Origin of the sequence: Acidovorax facilis (assembly GCF_050626955.1) — a bacterium.
GTDB classification, from domain to species: Bacteria; Pseudomonadota; Gammaproteobacteria; order Burkholderiales; family Burkholderiaceae_C; genus Acidovorax; species Acidovorax facilis.
In genome coordinates, this window is sequence record NZ_CP192460.1 from 3,723,242 (window position 1) to 3,744,335 (window position 21,094).

The 21,094-nt window shown below is 64.5% G+C and carries 18 protein-coding genes; 5 read left to right on the forward strand and 13 right to left on the reverse strand.

Going from position 1 to position 21,094, the window contains the following annotated elements; all coding sequences use genetic code 11:
- Window positions 1-2: 2 nt before the first annotated feature.
- From ACQ4MJ_RS17025 to ACQ4MJ_RS17075, 11 genes are all read right to left on the reverse strand, one after another.
- Window positions 3-1,466 (reverse strand): UDP-N-acetylmuramoyl-tripeptide--D-alanyl-D-alanine ligase, encoded by a 1,464-nt coding sequence (locus ACQ4MJ_RS17025; RefSeq protein WP_431151886.1) that lies wholly within the window; start codon window positions 1,464-1,466, stop codon window positions 3-5.
- Window positions 1,463-2,968, reverse strand: a complete 1,506-nt coding sequence (locus tag ACQ4MJ_RS17030; protein WP_431151885.1) for a UDP-N-acetylmuramoyl-L-alanyl-D-glutamate--2,6-diaminopimelate ligase — start codon at window positions 2,966-2,968, stop codon at window positions 1,463-1,465. Before ACQ4MJ_RS17030 ends, ACQ4MJ_RS17025 begins: the two co-directional genes overlap by 4 nt.
- Window positions 2,965-4,710: a peptidoglycan D,D-transpeptidase FtsI family protein gene (locus ACQ4MJ_RS17035; RefSeq protein WP_176888333.1), complete on the reverse strand. Its 1,746-nt coding sequence runs from the start codon at window positions 4,708-4,710 to the stop codon at window positions 2,965-2,967. Before ACQ4MJ_RS17035 ends, ACQ4MJ_RS17030 begins: the two co-directional genes overlap by 4 nt.
- Window positions 4,707-5,027 carry a cell division protein FtsL gene (gene ftsL, locus ACQ4MJ_RS17040; protein WP_055399574.1) on the reverse strand — a complete coding sequence of 107 codons (321 nt, stop codon included), beginning with the start codon at window positions 5,025-5,027 and terminating at the stop codon, window positions 4,707-4,709. The genes ACQ4MJ_RS17035 and ftsL overlap by 4 nt, the downstream gene beginning before the upstream one ends.
- A 1-nt stretch (window position 5,028) precedes the next feature.
- Entirely contained in the window at window positions 5,029-5,955 is a 927-nt protein-coding gene (gene rsmH / locus ACQ4MJ_RS17045) for a 16S rRNA (cytosine(1402)-N(4))-methyltransferase RsmH (RefSeq protein ID WP_055399576.1), read from the reverse strand.
- Window positions 5,956-5,963: 8 nt separating this feature from the next.
- Complete coding sequence (gene mraZ, locus ACQ4MJ_RS17050; RefSeq protein WP_008903734.1) at window positions 5,964-6,392, reverse strand: division/cell wall cluster transcriptional repressor MraZ; 429 nt, start codon at window positions 6,390-6,392, stop codon at window positions 5,964-5,966.
- Between the two features lie 253 nt (window positions 6,393-6,645).
- On the reverse strand, window positions 6,646-7,971 hold the full coding sequence (gene hslU, locus ACQ4MJ_RS17055) for an ATP-dependent protease ATPase subunit HslU (protein WP_431151884.1): 1,326 nt from the start codon (window positions 7,969-7,971) through the stop codon (window positions 6,646-6,648).
- Window positions 7,972-8,078: 107 nt separating this feature from the next.
- Window positions 8,079-8,645: an ATP-dependent protease subunit HslV gene (gene hslV / locus ACQ4MJ_RS17060; RefSeq protein ID WP_055399580.1), complete on the reverse strand. Its 567-nt coding sequence runs from the start codon at window positions 8,643-8,645 to the stop codon at window positions 8,079-8,081.
- 181 nt (window positions 8,646-8,826) lie between these two features.
- Window positions 8,827-10,590 (reverse strand): STAS domain-containing protein, encoded by a 1,764-nt coding sequence (locus tag ACQ4MJ_RS17065; RefSeq protein WP_218298804.1) that lies wholly within the window; start codon window positions 10,588-10,590, stop codon window positions 8,827-8,829.
- 42 nt (window positions 10,591-10,632) lie between these two features.
- The gene (gene dksA, locus ACQ4MJ_RS17070) at window positions 10,633-11,430 is read right to left on the reverse strand and encodes an RNA polymerase-binding protein DksA (RefSeq protein ID WP_082437502.1); all 798 of its coding nucleotides are present in this window, start codon (window positions 11,428-11,430) and stop codon (window positions 10,633-10,635) included.
- Window positions 11,431-11,611: 181 nt separating this feature from the next.
- Window positions 11,612-12,673, reverse strand: a complete 1,062-nt coding sequence (locus tag ACQ4MJ_RS17075) for a CobW family GTP-binding protein (protein ID WP_055399582.1) — start codon at window positions 12,671-12,673, stop codon at window positions 11,612-11,614.
- 220 nt (window positions 12,674-12,893) lie between these two features.
- On the opposite strand from ACQ4MJ_RS17075, the gene ACQ4MJ_RS17080 reads away from it, so the two are divergent.
- From ACQ4MJ_RS17080 to ACQ4MJ_RS17090, 3 genes are all read left to right on the forward strand, one after another.
- Entirely contained in the window at window positions 12,894-13,817 is a 924-nt protein-coding gene (locus ACQ4MJ_RS17080; RefSeq protein WP_431151883.1) for a helix-turn-helix domain-containing protein, read from the forward strand.
- 174 nt (window positions 13,818-13,991) lie between these two features.
- Entirely contained in the window at window positions 13,992-14,975 is a 984-nt protein-coding gene (locus ACQ4MJ_RS17085) for a Bug family tripartite tricarboxylate transporter substrate binding protein (protein WP_431151882.1), read from the forward strand.
- 20 nt (window positions 14,976-14,995) lie between these two features.
- A complete protein-coding gene (locus ACQ4MJ_RS17090; protein WP_431151881.1) occupies window positions 14,996-17,101 on the forward strand; it encodes an acetoacetate--CoA ligase in 2,106 nt (701 codons plus the stop codon).
- A 43-nt stretch (window positions 17,102-17,144) separates the two neighbouring features.
- On the opposite strand, the gene ACQ4MJ_RS17095 is transcribed toward ACQ4MJ_RS17090, so the two are convergent.
- Both ACQ4MJ_RS17095 and ACQ4MJ_RS17100 read right to left on the reverse strand, forming a co-directional pair.
- A complete protein-coding gene (locus ACQ4MJ_RS17095) occupies window positions 17,145-18,380 on the reverse strand; it encodes a class I SAM-dependent rRNA methyltransferase (protein ID WP_431151880.1) in 1,236 nt (411 codons plus the stop codon).
- An 18-nt stretch (window positions 18,381-18,398) separates the two neighbouring features.
- A complete protein-coding gene (locus ACQ4MJ_RS17100; RefSeq protein WP_431151879.1) occupies window positions 18,399-18,611 on the reverse strand; it encodes a hypothetical protein in 213 nt (70 codons plus the stop codon).
- A gap of 45 nt (window positions 18,612-18,656) precedes the next feature.
- Between ACQ4MJ_RS17100 and ACQ4MJ_RS17105 the strand changes: the two genes are divergently transcribed.
- Both ACQ4MJ_RS17105 and ACQ4MJ_RS17110 read left to right on the forward strand, forming a co-directional pair.
- Complete coding sequence (locus ACQ4MJ_RS17105; RefSeq protein WP_228897342.1) at window positions 18,657-19,109, forward strand: chemotaxis protein CheW; 453 nt, start codon at window positions 18,657-18,659, stop codon at window positions 19,107-19,109.
- A gap of 49 nt (window positions 19,110-19,158) precedes the next feature.
- Window positions 19,159-20,943, forward strand: a complete 1,785-nt coding sequence (locus ACQ4MJ_RS17110) for a methyl-accepting chemotaxis protein (protein ID WP_431151878.1) — start codon at window positions 19,159-19,161, stop codon at window positions 20,941-20,943.
- Window positions 20,944-21,094: the final 151 nt, after the last annotated feature.

Genomic DNA, 21,094 nt, shown 5'->3' on the forward strand with positions numbered 1-21,094 from the left:
CTTTAGAGTGTTGCGCCATGGTGTCCCTCCAGTGCCCGGTTCTGCTTTTGTTGTTGTTCTTGCGGCTGCGCTGCGGCGGCTGCAGTGGCGGCAATCGCCTCCACCACCTGTTCCATCTTCATGAATCTCGATCCCTTGACCAGCACACTGCCCACGGTGGACAGGGCATCGCGCACTGCCACCAGCAGCGCACTCATATCGTTGAAATGCCGGGCACCTCCATAGGCCGTGGCGGCGTGCACCGACTGCGCGCCCAGCGCGAACAGCAGGGGGATGCCTGCCGCACGCGCATGGGCACCGGCCTCGGCGTGGAACTGCGGGCCCTGGTCGCCCACCTCGCCCATGTCGCCCAGCACCAGCAGTTGCGGGCCGGGCAGCTCGGCCAGCACGTCGATGGCGGCACGCATGGAGTCGGGGTTGGCGTTGTAGGTGTCGTCCACCACGGTGATGTCGCAGCCCGCGCAGTGCACGCTGAAAGCGCGCGAGCGGCCCTTGACTGGCACAAAGTCATTCAGCCCTTGGGCGATGGCGGCCAGGGGCGCCCCCGCCGCCAGCGTGCAGGCAGCGGCTGCCAGTGCATTGATCACGTTGTGGCGCCCCGCAATGTGCAGGTGGGTGGCCACTTCGCCTTGTGGCGTGGCCAGTGTGACGGCCCAAGCGCCCTGGCCCCACGCAGCCCGCGTGCAGGCCACATCGCCACCGTCGCCAAAAGTGACAACGCGGCGCCCTGCCGCCAACGAGCGCCAGAGGCCCGTGTAGGCATCCCCCGCAGGGAACACGGCCACACCGTCGGAAGGCAGACTGGCGAACACCGAGCCGTTCTCGCGGGCCACGGCTTCCACCGTGTGCATGAACTCCAGGTGCTCACGCTGCGCGTTGTTGACCAGCGCCACCGTGGGCTGCGCCATGGCGGCCAGCGTGGCGATCTCGCCCGGGTGGTTCATGCCCATTTCGATCACGGCGGCGGCGTGGCTGGCCTGCAGGCGCAAAAGCATCAGCGGCACGCCGATGTCGTTGTTGAAATTGCCCTGCGTGGCAAAGGCAGCGTCACCCTTCCAGGCGCGCAGGATGGACGCAATCATCTGCGTCACCGTGGTTTTGCCGTTGCTGCCCGTCACGCCGACCAACGGAAGGCTGAACTGCGCCCGCCACGCTGCAGCCAGCGCGCCCAGCGCTGCCAGGCTGTCCGGCACCTCGATGCCGGGCAAGCCTGCGGCGGCAAGGCCGCCATGGGCGATGGCAGCGGCGGCGCCACCAGCGCGGGCGTCGGGTAAGAACGCATTGGCGTCAAACCGCTCGCCCTTGAGCGCCACAAACAGGTCGCCCGCCTGCAGCGTGCGCGTGTCGGTGTGCACGCGTGCGAGCGGCGTAGAGCCATCGCCCACCAGGCGGGCGGCGGGAATGCGCGGCTGAAGCAGCGCAAACGCCTGCGCCAGGGTCATCATCACCCCAGGGGTGGCGGTCATGGACGGGCTCCTCGGGCCTGCAGCGCGGTCTGCGCATGGGCCATGTCGGAGAACGGCAGGCGCACACCGGCCGTCTCCTGGGTGTCTTCGTGGCCCTTGCCGGCGATCAGCACCACATCGGCGGGCGCTGCCTCGGCAATGGCCAGCGCAATAGCGGCGGCGCGGTCGGGCTCGGCCTGCACGGTGTTGCCAGCAATGGTGCCTTGCAGAATCTGGTGCAGGATGGCCGCAGGGTCTTCGCTGCGCGGGTTGTCGCTGGTCACCACCACCCGGTCGGCATGGTGCTGCGCCACCGCGCCCATCAGCGGGCGCTTGCCTGCGTCGCGGTCGCCGCCACAGCCAAAAACGCACCAGAGCTGGCCGCCGCGCTCCTGCGCGATCGGGCGAAGGGCTTGCAACGCCTTGTCCAGCGCATCGGGCGTATGGGCATAGTCCACGGCCACAAGGGGTTGGCCAGGGTGGTGGATCTGCTCCATGCGGCCCGGCACCGGGGAAAGCTGGGCGCAGGCATACAGCGCGTGCTGCAGCGGCACGCCCAGCGCGCGCAGCCCGGCCAGCACGCCCAGCAGGTTGGAGACGTTGTACTGCCCGATCACACGGGTCTGCAGCACATGCGTGTGCACACCTTCGGCCACGGTGAAGCGCAGCCCGCCTTCGCCCATGCTGATGTCGCGCGCCGCCAGACGGGCGGGGCCGGTGACGGACACACTCCACAGGTCCAGCAGCCGGTCTGCCAACGTGGCATGCAGCTCGGCGCCGCGTGCATCGTCGATGTTGACCACCGCAGCCTGCAGGCCCGGCCAGTCAAAGAGCACGCTCTTGGCCTGCCAGTAGGCCGCCATGCCGGGGTGGTAGTCCAGATGGTCCTGCGTGAAGTTGGTGAACAAGGCAACACGGATGCGCGTGCCTGCCATGCGGTGCTCGGCCAGGCCGATGGAAGAGGCCTCAATGGCGCAGGCCGTGCGGCCCGCATCGGCGAACTGTTGGAACGCGCGCTGCAAGCGCACCGGGTCGGGGGTGGTCATGCCCGTGCTGGTGAGTGCCGGTGGCGTTCCCATGCCCAAAGTGCCTACCAGCGCGCATCCACCTTGCGCAGTAAGCTCATTTTTTGATAGCACATTGAGGGCTTCGGCCAGCCACCAGCTGGTGCTGGTCTTGCCGTTGGTGCCCGTCACGGCCAGCACGTCCAAGCGCTGAGTGGGCTGGTCGAACCAGTCGGCCGCAATCAGGCCGGTGGCGGCCTTCAGGCCATGGAGTGCCGCCACGGGCAAACCTTGCAGCGCAAAGGCCTCGACACCCTCGTGCTCCACCAGGCAAGCCACAGCGCCGCGCGACAGCGCATCCCCGATGTGGGCGCGGCCGTCGGTAGCGGCACCAGGCCAGGCGATGAAACCATCGCCGGGACGGATCTGGCGGCTGTCGGTCTGCAGGGTGCCGGTCACCCGCTCGCGCAGCCAGGCCACGGCATCGTGCACCGATTGGAGCAAAGGCACCGTCGTCATAGCGATTCCTCCACCGCGTTGGCCACGATCTGTGGCTTGACCGCCATGTCGGGCTGCACGCCCATCATGCGCAGCGTCTGCTGCACGACTTCGCTGAACACCGGTGCAGCCACGGCACCGCCGTAGAACACGCCATTGCTGGGCTCGTCAATCATCACGGCCACGATGATGCGGGGCTTGTCGATGGGCGCCATGCCGGTGAACCACGCGCGGTACTTGCCCGAAGCGTAGTTCTTGCCCACCTGCTTGCGCGCCGTGCCCGACTTGCCGCCCACCGAGTAGCCCACGGTCTGGGCCTTCTGGCCGGTGCCACCAGGGCCTGCAGCCATCTGCAGCATCTTGCGCACCTGGTCGGCCGTGCGCTCGGAAAATACCGGCACGCCCACGGCGGGCTCGGCCGTCTTGAGCATGGTGGCGGGAATCACCCGGCCACCGTTGGCAAACACCGTGTACGAGCGCGCCATCTGGAACAGGCTGGCCGACAGGCCGTAGCCATACGACATGGTGGCCTGCTCCACCGGGCGCCAGGTCTTGTACGGGCGCAGACGACCCGTCACCACACCGGGGAAATGCAGTTGCGGCTTCTGGCCAAAACCAGCGGCTGAGAAGGTCTCCCACATTTCGCGTGCAGGCATCTGCATGGCCAGCTTGGTGGTGCCCACGTTGCTGGACTTCTGGATCACGCCTTCCACCGTCAGCACACCGTAGTTGTGCGTGTCGGAGATGGTGGAGCCGGTAATGTTGATGCGCCCCGGTGTGGTGTCCACGATGGTTTCGGGACGCACGCGGCCCGTCTCCAGTGCCAGGCCGATGGTGAAGGGCTTCATGGTCGAACCGGGCTCGAACACGTCGGTCAGTGCGCGGTTGCGCAGCTGTTCGCCCGTGAGGTTCTGGCGCCTGTCGGGCACGTAGCTCGGGTAGTTGGCCAGCGCCAGCAGCTCGCCTGTGTGCGCATCGAGCACCACCACACTGCCCGCCTTGGCCTTGTGCGCGGCCACCTGGTCGCGCAGCTTCTGGTAGGCAAAGAACTGCACCTTGCTGTCGATGGACAGCTGCATGTCCTTGCCATCGACCGGCGGCACGGTTTCGCCCACGCTTTCGACCACGCGGCCCAGGCGGTCCTTGATCACGCGGCGCGAGCCCGGCTTGCCCGCGAGCTCCTTGTCGAACGCCAGTTCCATGCCTTCCTGGCCATGGTCTTCCACGTTGGTGAAGCCCACCACGTGCGCAGCGGCTTCACCCTCGGGGTACTGGCGTTTGTATTCCTTGCGCTGGTAGATGCCCTTGATGTCGAGCGCAGCAATCTGCTGGCCCACATCCCAGTCGAGCTGGCGCTTGATCCAGACAAAGGTCTTGTCTTCATCCGCCAGCTTTTTCTGCAGCTCGGCCTGCGGCATGTCGAGCAGTTTGGCCAACTGCTTGAGCTTGGCGCGCACCTCGGGCCTGTCCTGGTCCACGTCTTCAGGGATGGCCCAGATGCTGGCCGCCGGCACGCTGGAGGCGAGGATCAATCCGTTGCGGTCCACAATCTTGCCGCGGTTGGCGGGCAGCTCCAGCGTGCGCGCAAAACGCACTTCGCCCTGGCGCTGAAAAAACGCGTTGCCAAACACCTGCACATAGGCAGCGCGCCCCGCCAGCCCCAGAAAACCCAGCGCAATCATCGCCACGATGAACTTGCTGCGCCAGACCGGTGTCTTGCTGGCCAGCAGCGGGCTGGAGGTGTAGAGCACGCTGCGGCTCATGGCTGCACCCCTGCCGGTTGCGATGCGGCCGCTGCAGCCGCCGCCGCAACACCCTGTGGGTCAGATACATACTGCGTGATGGCCGGCGTGGCCGTGCGCATGTTCAGCTGGGCACGCGCGATCTTCTCCACCCGCAGCGGCGTGGCCTGGGCGCGCTTTTCCACCTGCAGGCGCTGGTGCTCGGTTTCCAGACGACGGGCCTCGGCCACAGCGCGGTCCAGCTCGGTGAACAGGCGGCGCGATTCATACTGGGTGTGCACCAGATAGATCGCGCTGGCCAGCACCGCCAGCAACAGGACCACGTTGAGCCTGGTCATGTCAGACGACCGCCGTGCGCTCGGCCACGCGCATGATGGCGCTGCGTGAGCGGGGGTTGGCGGCCACTTCGGCAGCACTGGGCTTGATGCGGTCCAGCGCGATGAGCTTCATGGCCTGGGGTGCGGCAAACGGCGCACGGCGGTCGTAGACCTCCTTGGAGTGTTTGGCGATGAACTGTTTGACGATGCGGTCTTCGAGCGAGTGAAAGCTGATGACTACCAGCCGCCCGCCCGGCTGCAGCACCGAGAGGCTGGCCTCTAGCGCCTGTTGCAGCTCTTCAAGCTCGGCGTTGATGAAAATCCGAAGAGCTTGAAATGTGCGCGTTGCAGGGTTCTGGCCCGCTTCGCGGGTTTTGACCGCGCCAGCCACGAGATCGGCAAGTTCTGCGGTGGTTGAAAGAGGACCCCGTTCTTCGCGCCGAGCAACAATCGCCTTTGCAATGGGGCCAGCAAACCGTTCTTCACCGTAGTCACGTATCACCTCCGCAATCTGACCAACTTCGGCCGTGGCCAACCAATCGGCCACGCTTTCGCCGCGCGTGGTATCCATGCGCATGTCCAGCGGGCCGTCAAAACGGAAACTGAAGCCCCGCTCGGGGCTGTCGATCTGGGGCGAGCTCACCCCCAGGTCCATCAGCACGCCCGCAGCACTGGCGGGCGGCAGATCGGCCAGATGGCGGAAACCCTCGTGCCGAATGGAAAAACGCGCATCGGTGATGCGCGTTGCTTCGGCGATGGCTTCGGGGTCCTTGTCGAAGGCCACAAGGCGCCCCTGCGGCCCCAGCCGAAGGAGGATGAGGCGAGAGTGCCCACCGCGCCCAAAGGTCGCATCGACCCAGGTGCCCGCAGGCTCAGGGCTTGCGCCGCCCAAGAGAGAATCCACGGCCTCATTGAGCAGGACGGTGGTGTGTTGCAGGGGGGATGTCACAGCGCGCCTTAGAAGGAAAAGTCCTTGAAGACATCCGGCATCTCGCCCTGCATGGCCTTGGCCTCCTGCTCGTCGTAGGTGGCCTTGTCCCAAAGTTCGAAATGGTTGCCCATGCCCAACAGCATGGTGTCTTTGGAGATACCGGCTGCTTCACGCAGCTCGGGCGAAACCAGCACGCGGCCCGTGGCGTCCATGTCCACATCCATGGCGTTGCCCAGAAAAATGCGCTTCCACCACTGGGCGGACATGGGCAGCTGGGCAATGCGCTCGCGGAACTTCTCCCACTCGGGGCGGGGAAACACCATCAGGCAGCCGTGCGGGTGTTTGGTGATGGTGAGCTGACCGGATGCCGTGGCCGCCAAGACGTCACGATGCCGGGTCGGCACAGACAGCCGACCCTTCGCATCGAGACTCAGCGACGAGGCACCTTGAAACACGGACAGATTTCCAATTCGGTTTTGCGCCTCGGGGGTCCGTGCAATGGACCTTGAGGGCACTTTTCACCACTTAATTGCACTTTTTTGCACTGTAGCAGGAAAAGCACACCGAACAAGAGGGTGCCCAACAAACTTTTGTAATGAAATCAACGACTTAGACGCGACTTTGCAGAGATTAAAAAGCCAAAAGTCGTTGAAAAATAAGCACTTAGAGAGGCCTATGAAAGTGACCTCTCAAGGCTTGACCGAGTGGTCACAGGATGTAGCGCGAAAGGTCCTCGTCCTGGCTCAGTGTCTGCAGGCGGGCGTCCACATAGGCAGCGTCAATGGTGATGGTCTGACCCGATAGGCGGGTCGCATCAAAACTCACCTCGTCCAGCAAGCGCTCCATCACCGTGGACAGGCGGCGTGCACCGATGTTTTCGGTGCGTTCGTTCACATCAAAGGCGATGTGCGCCAGGCGCGTGATGCCCTCGGGCGCAAATTCGAGCGTGACGCCTTCGGTGGCCAGCAGGGCCTGGTACTGCTTGACCAGGGACGCATGGGTCTGCGTGAGGATGGCCTCGAAGTCCTTCACCGACAGCGACTCCAGCTCGACCCGGATGGGGAAGCGCCCCTGCAGCTCCGGGATCAGGTCGCTGGGCTTGGACAGGTGGAACGCCCCGGACGCGATGAACAGGATGTGGTCCGTCTTGATCATGCCGTACTTGGTGGACACCGTGGTGCCCTCCACCAGCGGCAGCAGGTCGCGCTGCACGCCCTGGCGCGACACGTCGGCACCACTGGTTTCCTGGCGCGCGGCCACCTTGTCGATCTCATCGATGAAGACGATGCCGTTCTGCTCGGCATTGGCAACGGCGCGGGTCTTGATCTCTTCCTCGTTGACCAGCTTTCCGGCCTCTTCGTCGGTGATGAGCTTCAGGGCCTCAGCGATCTTGAGCTTGCGGGTTTTGCGTTTGTCCTGGCCCATCTGGCTGAACATGCCACGCAACTGCTCGGCCATTTCTTCCATGCCCTGGGGGCCCATGATTTCGAGTTGCGGGCGGCCTTCGGCGACATCGATCTCGATCTCCTTGTCGGCCAGCGCGCCTTCGCGCAGTTTCTTGCGAAAGACTTGGCGGGCCGTGTTGTCAGCCGTGGGCTCGGTGCCTGCGGCTGCGCGGGCCGGGGGAATCAGCACGTCCAGGATGCGCTCCTCGGCAGCATCTTCGGCGCGGGCGCGCACCTTTTTCATCTCGGATTCGCGCGTCTGCTTGACGGCCATCTCCGCCAGGTCGCGGATGATGGAATCCACGTCCTTGCCGACATAGCCGACCTCCGTGAACTTGGTGGCTTCGACCTTGATGAAGGGCGCATCGGCCAGCTTGGCGAGGCGGCGCGCAATCTCGGTCTTGCCCACGCCGGTGGGGCCGATCATGAGGATGTTCTTGGGTGTGATCTCCTGGCGCAGGCTGCCTTCGACCTGCTGGCGGCGCCAGCGGTTGCGCAGCGCAATGGCCACGGCACGCTTGGCGCTAGCCTGGCCCACGATATGGTGGTCCAGCTCGGAGACGATTTCCTGGGGGGTCATGGACGACATGGCGAAAATTCCAGTCAAATTGGGCTCTATCGCTTATCTATCAAGCGCTAGCAGCTATCAAAAACGCATCAAATGCGGTCAAGACCGCCCTGCAAAAAACACCCGACCTACAAGGTCTCGATGGTGTGGTTCATGTTGGTGTAGATGCACAACTCGCCGGCAATCTCCAGCGACTTCTTGACGATGTCCTGCGCAGAGAGGTCGGTGTGGTTGAGCAACGCCTTGGCGGCCGAGTGCGCGTAGGCCCCGCCCGATCCAATGGCCACGATGCCCTGCTCGGGCTCCAGCACGTCGCCATTGCCGGTGATGATGAGCGAGGCCTCCAGATCGGCCACGGCGAGCATGGCTTCGAGGCGGCGCAGCACGCGATCGGTGCGCCAGTCCTTGGTGAGTTCAATGGCTGCCCGCACCAGGTGGCCCTGGTGTTTTTCGAGCTTGGCTTCAAAGCGCTCAAACAGGGTGAAGGCATCGGCCGTGGCGCCCGCAAAACCGGCCAGCACCTTGCCGTGGTGCAGCTTGCGCACCTTGCGCGCCGTGCCCTTGACCACGATGTTGCCCAGGGTGACCTGGCCATCCCCGCCAATGGCCACTTGAACGCCCTGGGGCGTCTGGCGGCGTACGCTCAGGATGGTGGTGCCGTGGAACACCGGGTGGTTGTCGTTTGATGAGTCCATAGCTGCGGCAGTTGAGGGCACGGGCAGCGCTTTCAAGGCGAAGCCGAACGCTAACTGCCACGAGCAGCCACCGAATCTGTGGCCCTGCAGCCCACCCAAAAACTATGCAACGATCACGGCCCGCACCCAGCCGACGCGCAAGGGTTGCTCCGCCGCACTGGTGGTGCGCCCCATGGAGGTTTCAGTTCTTTCTGGGTACCACCCAAGCGTGCTCGTTGATACCGATCACGTTGAAGAAAATTGCCACCAGCCGCTGCAGGTTCTGGAACTGGATCACATGGCCATGGCCCTGCTGCTCGGCCGCCCAGTTGAGCACCGAGCCCGCAGCCGCGAAGTCCACACGAATGAGCTTGTCGCAGGCAATGGTCAGCGGCACACCCGGGCGCAGGAAGGCCTGGAAAGGCTCCAGCAATGGCGTGGCATCACCATCGATATAGCCGCTGAGCTGCGCCACGGGGCCCGCCTCCAGCGGAGCGGGGGCGGACAACTCACCCAGGTCGGAGGCCATGAAGTCACTGTCGGCCGCCAGAGGCGCCGAGCCCGAAGACACACCTTCGTTGTCCGAATACCCGCAGCGCGGCGACGCCCACGACGGCGGAGAGACCTCGTAGGTCACGCAGTAATCCAGCGCAACCAGCTCGAACTCATCCGGCTTGCCCATGAGCCGCAGTGCCGCCATGCGCAGGCGCCACCACTCGGGGCTGGTGGCGCGGTCGCCAGACTGGGTTTTGGCATCCAGCAGGGCGTTGAGCTTTTCTACCCCGGAGAACACCAGCTGAACATCACGCTCGGCCCACTGGGTGAACTGGTCCGCCAGCAAAGGCACGGCAGCGTCATCGATAGCGCCCAAGCGGGCCCAGGACAGGGTCCAGGGCGACGCGGCGCGTGCCAGCGAGGCCTGGAGTGCGGCCACCGAAGACACAGCCAGCGTGGGCGGCGCGTTCCAGCTGAAATCGCGGCGCACCGCGCCTGCCGGTGCGGCTGCAGCCGTTCCAGGCGCAGCTGCTGCGGCGGGTGGTGCCATGCCCAATTGCTCGGGCATGGAAAACCACAGCGGAGCGGAGCGGCTGTACTGGGCGGCGAAGTCGATGGCCAGGGTGTCAAACCGGTCGTGCTGGCCCGTTGCACGGTACAGGTCGAACAGTGTCATCCAGATTTCGAGCTGGTCGTCGGGCGCATCCTGCTGGTGCTGGGCCAGCACATCGAGCAGGCCGGACTCAGCCCCGGCATGGTCGCCATTGGCAAACCGGATGGCAGCTTCTTCTAAATCGGGTTCGTGCACGAATTCCTCCGGTTCGGATGCGGGCGCTGGCGTTACCGCAGTAGCTGCCGCAAGGCTGAAGGACGCTTCGCCAGGACCTGCGCCCGCGAGCATTTGCGCATCGGTGCCGCCAAACCGGCCAATCGCCATGCTGTCATCGGCAAACAGCGGCTGGACACCGGCCTTGTTTTCGAGGGGCGCTGGCAGGCTGCCGGGTGCCGTGGGCGCATACGCCCTTGCGTGGGCGGAATCAGAGGACGCAGCTGCGTCGGCAGCAACAGGCATGGCGCCGGGTTGCGTGGGAGCCTCTGCACCTTGCTTACTCTTCCACCACTGCTGCGACATCTGCGCTTCGATCTCGTCGATCTTCTTGAGCGTGACGGCCCGCTCGTCGGGCGAAGCCATGCTGCTCTGAAAGAACGAGGGGCGCCCTGCGGCGTCTTCCACACGCTGGCCTTGCAGCACCTCGCGCTGACGCAGCTTGCGCAACTGATCGAACTCGCGGCGCCGCACGAAATCGTTGCGGCGCTTGCGCTCGATCATCTCCTTGAGCATCTGCTTGCTGTACTGGCTCTCCCGGTCGTCCTGGATGGAGTCCAGCTCGGTCCAGTTCACCGTCGGGTTCTTCACGAACCGAACCACCTTCGACAGCAGGCCTCCGGGGGTGGTTTCTTCCTTGCTCATGGCTCAGGGTGCGCTTGGGGTTGATCAGGCCAGACGGCCCGGTCAATCACCAAACATCTTCTGCTTGAGTTCGCGGCGCTGTTGTGCTTCGAGGGACAACGTGGCAGTAGGACGCGCGATCAGGCGGCCCACACCAATGGGTTCGCCGGTTTCGTCGCAATAGCCATAGTCACCTGCGTCGATGCGGGCAATGGACTGCTCGATCTTCTTGAGCAGCTTGCGCTCGCGGTCGCGGGTGCGCAGCTCCAGGGCATGTTCCTCTTCGATCGTCGCGCGGTCGGCCGGATCGGGCACCACCACGGTGTCTTCACGAAGGTGTTCGGTGGTTTCACCAGCGCTGTTGTGGATCTCCTGCTTGAGCTGCACCAGCTTCAGTCGGAAGAAGGCCATCTGCTTGTCGTTCATGTACTCGTCGTCAGGCATGGCCATGACTTCGGCATCGGTCAACTCAGCGGCGGACTTGGTTTTCCAGTTGTTCGCCAGCTTGGGGTCTTTTTTGGCAGCCGTATATGTAGGCTGTGCTTGCGCGGTCGTGGGCATGGTATGTAGATAACTGGCTTTGGCAGCGGTCGAAGCCACTGTCTGTGCCATGGATGGTACGGTCAATTGGGCCAATCGTGAAGAAGGCCGGGTTGTGCGCACGGGTACCTGCGAGCCTGCTTGCAGCACGGGTGCCGGAGCAGGAGCCGCCACGGCGGGGGGTGCGGCCACCTTGGGCGCCGCAGCAGCCTTGGCAGTGGCCTTCGCAGCAACTTTGGGTGCCGCTGGGGCGGCGGCGCTTTTCGCCGCGGCAGGGGTTGCCTTGGTGGCCCCCTTGGATTTGCTGGTGTCGGCTTTCACTTCCTGGTCTCCTCGCAGTACGGGCGGGCCCTAGCTGCATTCGCAGCCAAGGGCGGGTGGCAAGCCTTCCGGGGTTTTACCGGGGCGCGATTGTATCGACCTGGGCTGACGCAAACGAAAACGTTGCAGATACAACACAAACACGCCGTTCTCCCCTGGGCGGCACAGGCCCCGGTGAGGGTCAGACCAGGCTTTGTTCCAGCCCCTGCAGGAAGATGTCCTTGGGCAGGTCAATGCCAATAAAGACCATCTTGCTCGTGCGCGTCTCACCCTCGGCCCATTGGGGGCCCAGATCGCTTCCCATGAGCTGGTGCACCCCCTGGAAGATCACCTTGCGTTCAGTGCCCTTCATATTAAGCACACCTTTGTAGCGCAGCATGCGCGGGCCGTAAATATTCACGATGGCCCCCAGGAAGTCCTCCAGCTTGGCCGGGTCGAACGGCCGGTCGGAGCGGTACACAAAACTCTTCACATCATCGTCGTGGTGATGGTGGTGACCATGGCCATGTTCATGCTGGTGCGAGGGGTGGCTGCAGTGCTCGCCATGTTCGTGGTCATGATCATGGTGGTCGTGCCCGTCCCCTTCTTCCTTCAGGAAGTCTGGGTCGATATCCAGCTTGGCATTGAGGTTGAAGCCGCGCAGGTCCAACACCTCTTTGAGCGGTACCTCGCCAAAATGCACGGCCTTGATGGGCGCGCGCGGGTTCATGTGCTTGAGGCGATGGATCAGCGCCTCGGTCTCGTCCTTGGACACTAGGTCGGTCTTGGACAGGAATATCTGGTCCGCAAAACCCACCTGGCGGCGCGCCTCCTGGCGGTCATTGAGCTGCTGGGGTGCGTGCTTGGCGTCCACCAGGGTGATGATGGAGTCGATGAGGTAGGTCTCGGCAATTTCTTCGTCCATGAAGAAGGTTTGCGCCACCGGCCCCGGGTCAGCCACGCCGGTGGTCTCGATCACGATGCGGTCGAACTCCAGCAGGTTCTTGCGCTTTTTGGCGGCCAGTAGCTGCAGCGTCTCGCGCAGGTCTTCGCGGATGGTGCAGCAGATGCAGCCGTTGCTCATCTGCACGATCTGCTCCTTGGACTCGGTCACGAGGATGTCGTTGTCAATGTTCTCTTCGCCGAATTCGTTCTCGATCACGGCGATCTTCTGGCCATGGGCTTCGGAGAGCAGGCGCTTGAGCAGCGTGGTTTTGCCCGAGCCCAGGAAGCCGGTGAGGATAGTGACGGGGATCAGTGCCATAAATCTGTCTTTCAAGGGAATCAAATACTTGCGCTGCATGGCGCAGTGCCCCACCCAGGGGCATGTTTTTCAGTGTACCGAGGCTGTCAAGCCCCTGCTGGCACCTGGCCACACCAGAGCGCGGTCCGACCATCGCCCAGCCCGACGGGAAACACAGGTACCCAGAACCTGGAACCCTCTACGATAGGCCGCTGGTGGCACTCCATTGCCCAACCTCACCATGACGCCGCCTCTAACCGCCCGCCACATTCCGCTTGCCATCGAAGGTTTTGACACAGTGCGCTGGCAGGCACTGGCGGACAACCGCCTGGACCACCCCTGGCAGGCGCTGCCGGACCACGTTCACCGCTCCAGCGCCGGGCGCCCCTGGCAGGGCCTGACGGTGTGGCACCAAGTCGGCCCCGTAGGCGACCTGTATGTGCCCGCCCACAGCAACTGCGTCATCCTCGTGCGCAGGGGCACCCCCACCCGGCTGCTGCAGCGCCATGGAGACCAGGTGGGGCAGACGCTGTGGCAGCGTGGAGAGGCGGTGATCCTGCCCGGCGATACCCCGAGTTTTTGGCGCAGCTCGGCTGTTCGCGACAACATCCACATCGACCTGGCCCCCGCCTGGCTGCAGCGTGCCGCAGGCGGCGATGTGGCGCTGGGCCAGTGTTTTGGCCGCAAGGACCCGGTGCTCGCGGCCTTTGCCGACCTGCTTCTGGCGTCGCTGGACAACAACGCCTCACTGCAACCCGCGTTTGGCGAACACATCGCGATGGGCATTGCCATCCACCTCGTGGAAAACTACGCACTGCCCGGCGAGCGCCCGCGCACCGGCGCCACACTCACCTCGCGGCAGATGCGCCAGCTGACCGAGGCCGTGATGGCCGGCTTGCACGAACCCTGGCCGGTGGCACGCCTGGCGGACATCGCGGGGCTCAGCCCGTTTCACTTTGCGCGCGCCTTCAAAATGTCGTTTGGCGCCACGCCCCACGCCTGGGTGCACTTTCAGCGCATGGAGCTGGCCGCACGGCTGGTGCGCGATACGCGCAAGCCCCTGCTGGAGATCGCCTTGCTCACCGGCCACCCCTCGGCGGCCCACTTCAGCCACGCGTTTCGCCGCCACTGGGGCGTAACACCTTCGGACTACCGCCGTTCGTAGCGCGCCCGGTCGCCCTGGAGGTAGGTATCACCCTACCGCGCGACGCCCAGGTTTTCCCCTAGGTCCGCAGCTTTGCGATACCCACCGCAGCAATTGGAAAGCAGCCAAGGCGCCCCTGCGGCACAGTGGCACCGCACCACCGCGGTGGCACACCAAAAACCCAGGAGACAACCCATGACAACCCGCCGACAGTTCGCTGTCCAACTCACCGGCTTGGCCGCGCTGGGCACCGGCATCTTCTCTGCCGCACAGGCACAACAAACACCCGAGCTGGCCCGCCTGCTGGTGGGTTTTCCGCCCGGGGGCAGCACCGACAACGTAGCCCGGCGCCTGGCCGAGAGGCTGCGCGGCACCTATGCCGCCAACGTGCTCGTGGAGAACAAGCCCGGCGCGGGCACCCAGATTGCCGTCAGCGCGCTCAAGGACGCCGCGCCCGACGGCACCACGCTGCTGCTCTCGCCGCCCGCTCCGTTCAGCGTCTACCCGCACACCTACAGCAAGCTCCCCTACGCGGTGGAAGACGTGGCCCCCACGTCCATGGTCTGCACCTTCCCGTTCGCGCTGGCGATCGGCCCCGCCGTGCCTGACAGCGTGCGCACGCTGCAGGATTTTGTCGCCTGGGCCAAGGCCAACCCCGGCAAGGCCCACTTCGGCTCGCCAGCCGCAGGCTCCACGCCCCACCTGGTGGGCAGCGTGCTGGGCAAGATGGCGGGCATGGAGTTCACCCACGTCGCCTACCGGGGCGATGCGCCTGGGCTGCAGGACCTGATGGGCGGCCAGGTGGCAGCGTATTCGACGGTGCTGGGCAGCTACCTGCCGCACCTCAAGTCCGGCCGCCTGCGCTTGCTGGCGGTCTCGGGCACCGAGCGCAGCAGCTTCGCCCCCGATCTGCCCACCTACCGCGAGCAGGGCTTTGCGCTGGACATGACCGAGTGGTTCGGAGTGTTCGTGCCCGCGCGCACGCCCGCTGCCACCGTGCAGCGCGTGACCGATGCCGTGCGCGCTGCCGTGGCGCAGCCGGACTTTGTGCGCGGCCTGGCGGAGTTCGGCATGACGGCGCGCTCGTCCACGCCGCAAGAGCTGGCCACGCGGCTGCGTGCCGAGTTCGAGCAGTGGCGCGTGCACGTCAAGAACATCGGCTTCACAGCGGACACCTGAGAAGGCGAAAGAACCGTTTCATGACCACCCTGACAGCCTTGCCCCAGACAGCCTCAGCCTCCACCGAAACCCCGGACATCCCGCTCTGGCAACCCAGCGCTGCCCGCCGCGAACGCGCTCTCATCACGGCCTTCGAGGCCTTGCTTGCGCGCGAACGCGGCCTGCGCTTTGACGGCTACGAAGCCCTGTGGCAGTGGTCGGTGGACGAACCCGAAGCGTTCTGGAGCGCGCTGCTGGCCTTCTTCGACGTGCCCATGGCGCAAGCCCCGCGCCGCATGCGCTCGGACGACCCCATGCCCGCCACCCAATGGTTCGAAGGCGCGCGGCTGAACCTGGTGGACACCCTTTTGCGCCACACGCCCGGAGGCACGCAGCCCCATACACCGGCCATCGTGTTCGAGGACGAGTCCGGTGGCGCGGGTGAAATCTCGTGGCCCGAGCTGCGCCGCCAGGTGGGCGCGCTGGCGCACACGCTGCGCACATTGGGCGTGCAGCCGGGCGACCGCGTGGTGGGCTACCTGCCCAACATCCCGCAAGCGGTGGTGGCCTTCCTCGCGGCCGCCAGCATTGGTGCGGTGTGGGCACTGTGTGCGCCCGACATGGGCCCCGTAAGCGTGAGCGATCGCTACCGCCAGATCGAGCCCAAGGTGCTGGTCGCGGTGGATGGCTACCGTTACGCGGGCAAACCGTTTGACCGCCGCGCTGCGCTGGGCGACATCCTGGACCAATTGCCCACGGTGAGCCACGTGGTCTGGGTACCCTGCCTCGACCCGGCGCCTGCGCCCCCCGCGCAGGCGCAGGCGCGCACCGTGGTGCACTGGGCCGATGCCGTGGCGGGCAACGCACCGCTTGAGCCGCTCGCACTCGCACCCGACCACCCGCTGTGGACGCTGTATTCATCCGGCACCACGGGCCTGCCCAAGGCCATCGTGCACGGCCACGGTGGCGTGCTGGCCAACAGCCTGGTGGCCATGGTGCTGCACAACGACCTGCACCCCGGCGACCGGGTGCTGTGGGCGGTCAACACCTCGTGGATGGTGTGGAACGCGCATGTGATGGGACTGCTGGGCGGCGCCACCATCGTGCTATACGACGGCTCCGTCACCGGTGCGGCCGGCGGGGGCGCCGACCCCGACTGGGCCTATCTGTGGCGCCTGGTAAGCCGCCTTCGCGTGACCACCTTCGGCGTGGGAGCCGCCATCCACCACGCCTGCCTGAAGGCCGGTGTGGTGCCCCGGCAGGTGGCAGATCTGTCGGCCCTGCACACCGTGTGCTCCACCGGATCACCGTTGTCGCCCGAGGCCTACCGCTGGCTCTACTACGATGTCAAGGACGACTTCTGGCTCAACGTGGTCTCTGGCGGCACCGACATCGCAGGGGGTTTCCTGGTGGGCCTGCCCACGCTGCCCGTGCACCTGGGCGAGATGCAATGCCGTGCGCTGGGCGCCAGCGTGCAGGCCTGGAACGACGCGGGCCAGCCGGTCATCGACGAGGTGGGCGAGCTGGTCTGTACCCGGCCCATTCCGTCGATGCCGCTGTACTTCTGGGGCGACGCCGACGGCACACGCTACAAGGAGAGCTACTTCGACACCTTCTACGACGCCGAGCAGCGCCCCGTGTGGCGCCAGGGCGACTGGCTGCGATTGGTGGCCCGGCCCGAGGCTGTGGGCGGCATCATCTACGGCCGCTCGGATGCCACCATCAACCGCCAGGGCGTGCGCATGGGCACGGCCGAGCTGTACCGCGTGGTCGAGGGGCTGGACGACGTGCTCGACAGCCTGGTGACGGATCTGGAATACCTGGGCCGCCCGTCCTACCTGGCGCTATTCGTGCAGTTGCGCGCAGGCACCACACTCGACGAGCCGCTGCGCCAGCGCATCCGCCAGGCGCTGCGCACCGCGCTGTCGGTGCGCCACGTGCCCGACGAAATCCTGCAGGTGCCGGTCATCCCCAAGACCGTGACAGGCAAGAAGCTGGAGCTGCCCATCAAAAAGCTGCTTCTGGGTCACCCGGCCGAGCGGGTGCTCAACCGCGACGCGCTGGCGCAGCCCGAGAGCATCGACTGGTTTGTGCAGTTCGCCTCAGACTACCTGGCACGCACTGCACCAGATGAGCTATCAATTTAATAGCTAGTAGCGCATAAGAGATAAGCGCTAGAGGCCAAAAACATCAAGATTTCCGCATCACCACCAGGCCCTTGAGGTACTCCCCTTCCGGGAATTCCAGGGTCATCGGGTGGTCGGGCGCGCCGCCCAGGCGCTCCAGGATGTAGCCGTCCACCCCTGCATCCGCGCCCGCCGACGCCACGATCTTGTGGAACAGGTCGGCGCTGATGCCGCCCGAACACGAGAAGGTAAACAGCACCCCGCCCGGGGTCAGCAGTTGCAACGCCAGCCGGTTGATGTCCTTGTAGGCCCGAGCGGCCCGCTCGGCGTGGGCCGCCGTGGGGGCGAACTTGGGCGGGTCGAGAATGATGGCGTCAAAGCGCTGGCCTTCCTTGAGGAACTGGCGCAGCGAGGCGTTCACATCGGCATCGAGGAAGGTGGCCCGGTTCGGATCGAACCCGTTGAGCGCCACGTGGGCGCGGGCGCGTTCCAGGGCCGGGCCCGAAGAATCGATGGAGGTCACGTGCCCGTCGGCTACGGTGCCCGCTGCACGCATGCCCGCCAGTGCTGCCACGCTGAAGCCGCCGGTGTAGCAAAAGCAGTTGAGCACATGCTTGAAGCCCAGGCGCTGGGTGTAGTCGGCAAAACGCTTGCGGCTGTCGCGCTGGTCCAGATAGAAGCCCGTCTTGTGGCCCTCGGCGATGTTCAGCGTCAAATTCCACTGGTGTTCGTGGATGGTGAGCTCGAGCGGCGGGCCTTCGCCGTCGCCCGGCGTGCCCGTGGGCCCGCCGCGCAGCCAGCCCGTGGCGGGCTCCAGGCCCTCCAGCGAACGCACGCTGGCATCCGAGCGCTCGTACAGCTTGGTCAAGCCTGTCTCGCGCAGCAACGCGTCCGCGATCACGCCTTTCCAGCGCTCGGTGCCGGCGCTGGTGAACTGCGCCACCAGCGTGTCGCCATAGCGGTCCACGATGAGGCCAGGCAAGCCATCGGATTCGCCGTGCACCAGGCGCACACCGTCGCTTTGCAAGTCAAATCGGGCTCTGGCGATGATGGAGCGTGCGCAGGAAGCTATGAAAAACGGAGCATCAATGCGTTGCGCCTCATCAAAGCTCCAGACCCGTGCGCGAATGCGCGAGCTGGGGCTGAAGGCGGCCCAGGCCAGGAACTGGCCCTCGTGCGACTCCACGCGCACGGTCTCGCCGCTGTCGCCACCGCCCTTGGCAATGGCCGATTCGAAGATCCAGGGGTGGCGGCGCAGGAGCGAGCGCTCTTTGCCAGGGCGAAGGCGAAGGGTTTTCATGCCCCGGATTGTGCGGGCTCACCGCTGCTGTCTAACCATCATCCCTTGAAAAACAGCATGCGCGGACCACGCAGCAAGCCCGCCCATTTGCACAGAAGAACGCACCACAGCGCTGGTGATGAAAGCATATTTATCATTTTTGAAATCATTTATTTGACAAATGTGATTAAATCTTCTTAGAATTCGCAAAACTATCATTTTTATCAAAAAGACATGCCAGCGAATCTTCACACCCTATCCAGCCTGGGTTCTATCCCTGATGCAGCCCCAACGGTCTTGACCGATCTTCGCGAGTTCCTGGCATTCAAGATCGGCAACGAGGAGTACGGCGTAGATATCCTGCGGGTGCAGGAGATCCGTTCGTACGAAAAGCCCACCACCATCGCCAATGCCGCCGCCGACCTGAAGGGCGTGGTCAACCTGCGCGGCGTGATCGTGCCCATCATCGACCTGCGCCTGAAACTGGGCTTGCCAGAGGCTCGCTATGACCATCTGACCGTGGTGATCGTGCTCAACATTGGTCAGCGCGTCGTGGGCGTTGTGGTGGATGGCGTGTCTGATGTGCTCACGCTGGAGAGAGAGCAATTGCGCCCTGTCCCCGCACTCGACATGGACGTGGATCGGGACCACCTGCTGGCCATCGGATCGGTCGATGACCGGATGCTCATCCTGCTCGACATCGAAAAGCTCTTGGCACCCTCGTTGCCATCGCCCCTCACCGTGCAATGACACGCTGTCGCATTGCCACGAAACACAAACACACCTACACGGAATCCCTATGAACTTCTTCAGAGCATTCGGCATTGCGAAACGCCTGCACCTGCTGTCCTTCGCACTCATCAGTGGCCTGACCCTGGTCGCGCTTCTCGCATGGTTCAACCTCTCCGAGGTCACCGCCCAAACCCGAAAAGTCGCCACAGAGTCCGTTCCCCACCAGTTGCGGCTGGCAGCCATGGAGCTCAACGTCACACGATCATCTCTCCAGTTGCGCCATGCGCTGCTGGTCAGGACACCCAGCGACGTGAAGGCCACCTTGGCAGACATTGCGGAGAAAAAGAAGCTGATCGACACCGACCAGTTGGCACTGGAAAAAACTGCTGTCACCACGACCGAAAAGACTGAGTACGCTGCACTCGTTCAGGCGCTGGGCACGTTCTGGCAGATCGCAGGGCAAAACATCCAGTTGATTGAGCAAGGTAACAAGGAAGAAGGCTTCGACTTTCTGGTCGCCAAGACGATTCCTGCCCGGAACGTGGTGCTCGAGATGCTGAGCCAACAAAAGCAGCGCCAGAACACATCGCTGACCGAGAGCATTGGAAAGATCGAGTCAGATGCGAAACAAACGCTTTACAGCCTGGTGGCAGCCGTCGCGGCGATTGCAGCCGGTTTGATGGTGTTTTCCTGGTATGTCGGCAGCGTCCTTCAGCGCCGGGTGTCAGAAGCGCAAGTGATCGCAGCCCGCGTGCGCGATGGCGACCTGACCGGAGAGGTCATTGACAACGCCAACGATGAATTCAGTCCGCTGCTGCAAGCGCTCTCCGACATGCAGACATCGCTGACACAGGTTGTCTCGCAGGTACGCCAAGGCTCCGACAGCGTGGCCACTGCCAGCGCGGAGATATCGGCGGGCAACAGCGATCTCTCGGCACGCACCGAAAACCAGGCCAGTGCACTGGAAGAAACCGCAGCATCGATGGAGGAGCTGAATTCGACGGTTCGCCAGAACGCCGAGAACGCCCGGCAAGCCAATCAGCTCGCGCAGAACGCGTCGAACGTGGCAAGCCAAGGCGGCGAGGTTGTCGCAGACGTGGTCCGCACGATGAAAGACATCAACGACAGCTCCCGCAAGATCTCGGACATCATCGGTGTCATTGACGGCATCGCCTTCCAGACGAACATCCTGGCCCTGAACGCCGCCGTGGAGGCCGCCCGAGCGGGTGAACAAGGCCGTGGCTTTGCAGTGGTTGCGAGCGAGGTTCGCAACCTGGCAAGCCGATCCGCAGACGCCGCGCGCGAAATCAAAGTGTTGATCGGCGCCAGCGTGGAGCGGGTAGAAGCCGGCTCCGCCCTCGTGGACCGGGCAGGCCAGACCATGAGCGATGTGGTCTCGGCGATTGGCCGCGTTACCGACATCATGGCGGAGATCAGCGCAGCCAGTTCCGAGCAGAGCCAGGGCGTGGACCAGGTGAACGAAGCCGTCACCCAGATGGACCAGGCCACCCAGCAGAACGCGGCACTGGTGGAGGAAATGGCAGCAGCAGCCAGCAGCCTCAACACCCAGGCAGCGGAGCTGGTCAACGTGGTTTCCTCCTTCAAGATTTCGCCCTTGGCTTTGGAAGAGCGCCCTGCGTTGGTGCCCGCACAAGGAGCGCTCAGCACATCCACCACATACGCTTCACGGCCGCCGATGGCCCGGAAAGCCCCAAACCAGCGATCAGCGACCTCCGCCATCAAGGCGGCTGTCCGAAGTGTCGCAATGGCGAAATCGGGCGTGGCGCATCTGCCTTCGGCAAAACTCGTGACTGCCGCTCCACATGCAGAGAAAGAGTGGGAAAACTTCTAGGAACCCGCCGGACTTGGAAAACGTCTGTTGCAAGTTGCCCCCTGTTGACGCCGACCGAAAACTGAGCCACTTTTTGGTGTGATGCCGACCTAAAACTGAGCCAGGTGTTTTACCTACCCTGCTGTTTTGTGCAGCAAGGGAATGAAGAGGG

Bases quoted from the DNA above. Each gene is read 5' to 3' on its own strand.
- ACQ4MJ_RS17025 (WP_431151886.1), bottom strand. From the start codon at position 1,466: ATGACCGCCACCCCTGGGGTGATGATGACCCTGGCGCAGGCGTTTGCG.
- ACQ4MJ_RS17030 (WP_431151885.1), bottom strand. From the start codon at position 2,968: ATGACGACGGTGCCTTTGCTCCAATCGGTGCACGATGCCGTGGCCTGG.
- ACQ4MJ_RS17035 (WP_176888333.1), bottom strand. From the start codon at position 4,710: ATGAGCCGCAGCGTGCTCTACACCTCCAGCCCGCTGCTGGCCAGCAAG.
- ftsL (WP_055399574.1), bottom strand. From the start codon at position 5,027: ATGACCAGGCTCAACGTGGTCCTGTTGCTGGCGGTGCTGGCCAGCGCG.
- hslU (WP_431151884.1), bottom strand. From the start codon at position 7,971: ATGTCGTCCATGACCCCCCAGGAAATCGTCTCCGAGCTGGACCACCAT.
- hslV (WP_055399580.1), bottom strand. From the start codon at position 8,645: ATGGACTCATCAAACGACAACCACCCGGTGTTCCACGGCACCACCATC.
- ACQ4MJ_RS17065 (WP_218298804.1), bottom strand. From the start codon at position 10,590: ATGAGCAAGGAAGAAACCACCCCCGGAGGCCTGCTGTCGAAGGTGGTT.
- ACQ4MJ_RS17075 (WP_055399582.1), bottom strand. From the start codon at position 12,673: ATGGCACTGATCCCCGTCACTATCCTCACCGGCTTCCTGGGCTCGGGC.
- ACQ4MJ_RS17080 (WP_431151883.1), top strand. From the start codon at position 12,894: ATGACGCCGCCTCTAACCGCCCGCCACATTCCGCTTGCCATCGAAGGT.
- ACQ4MJ_RS17085 (WP_431151882.1), top strand. From the start codon at position 13,992: ATGACAACCCGCCGACAGTTCGCTGTCCAACTCACCGGCTTGGCCGCG.
- ACQ4MJ_RS17090 (WP_431151881.1), top strand. From the start codon at position 14,996: ATGACCACCCTGACAGCCTTGCCCCAGACAGCCTCAGCCTCCACCGAA.
- ACQ4MJ_RS17095 (WP_431151880.1), bottom strand. From the start codon at position 18,380: ATGAAAACCCTTCGCCTTCGCCCTGGCAAAGAGCGCTCGCTCCTGCGC.
- ACQ4MJ_RS17110 (WP_431151878.1), top strand. From the start codon at position 19,159: ATGAACTTCTTCAGAGCATTCGGCATTGCGAAACGCCTGCACCTGCTG.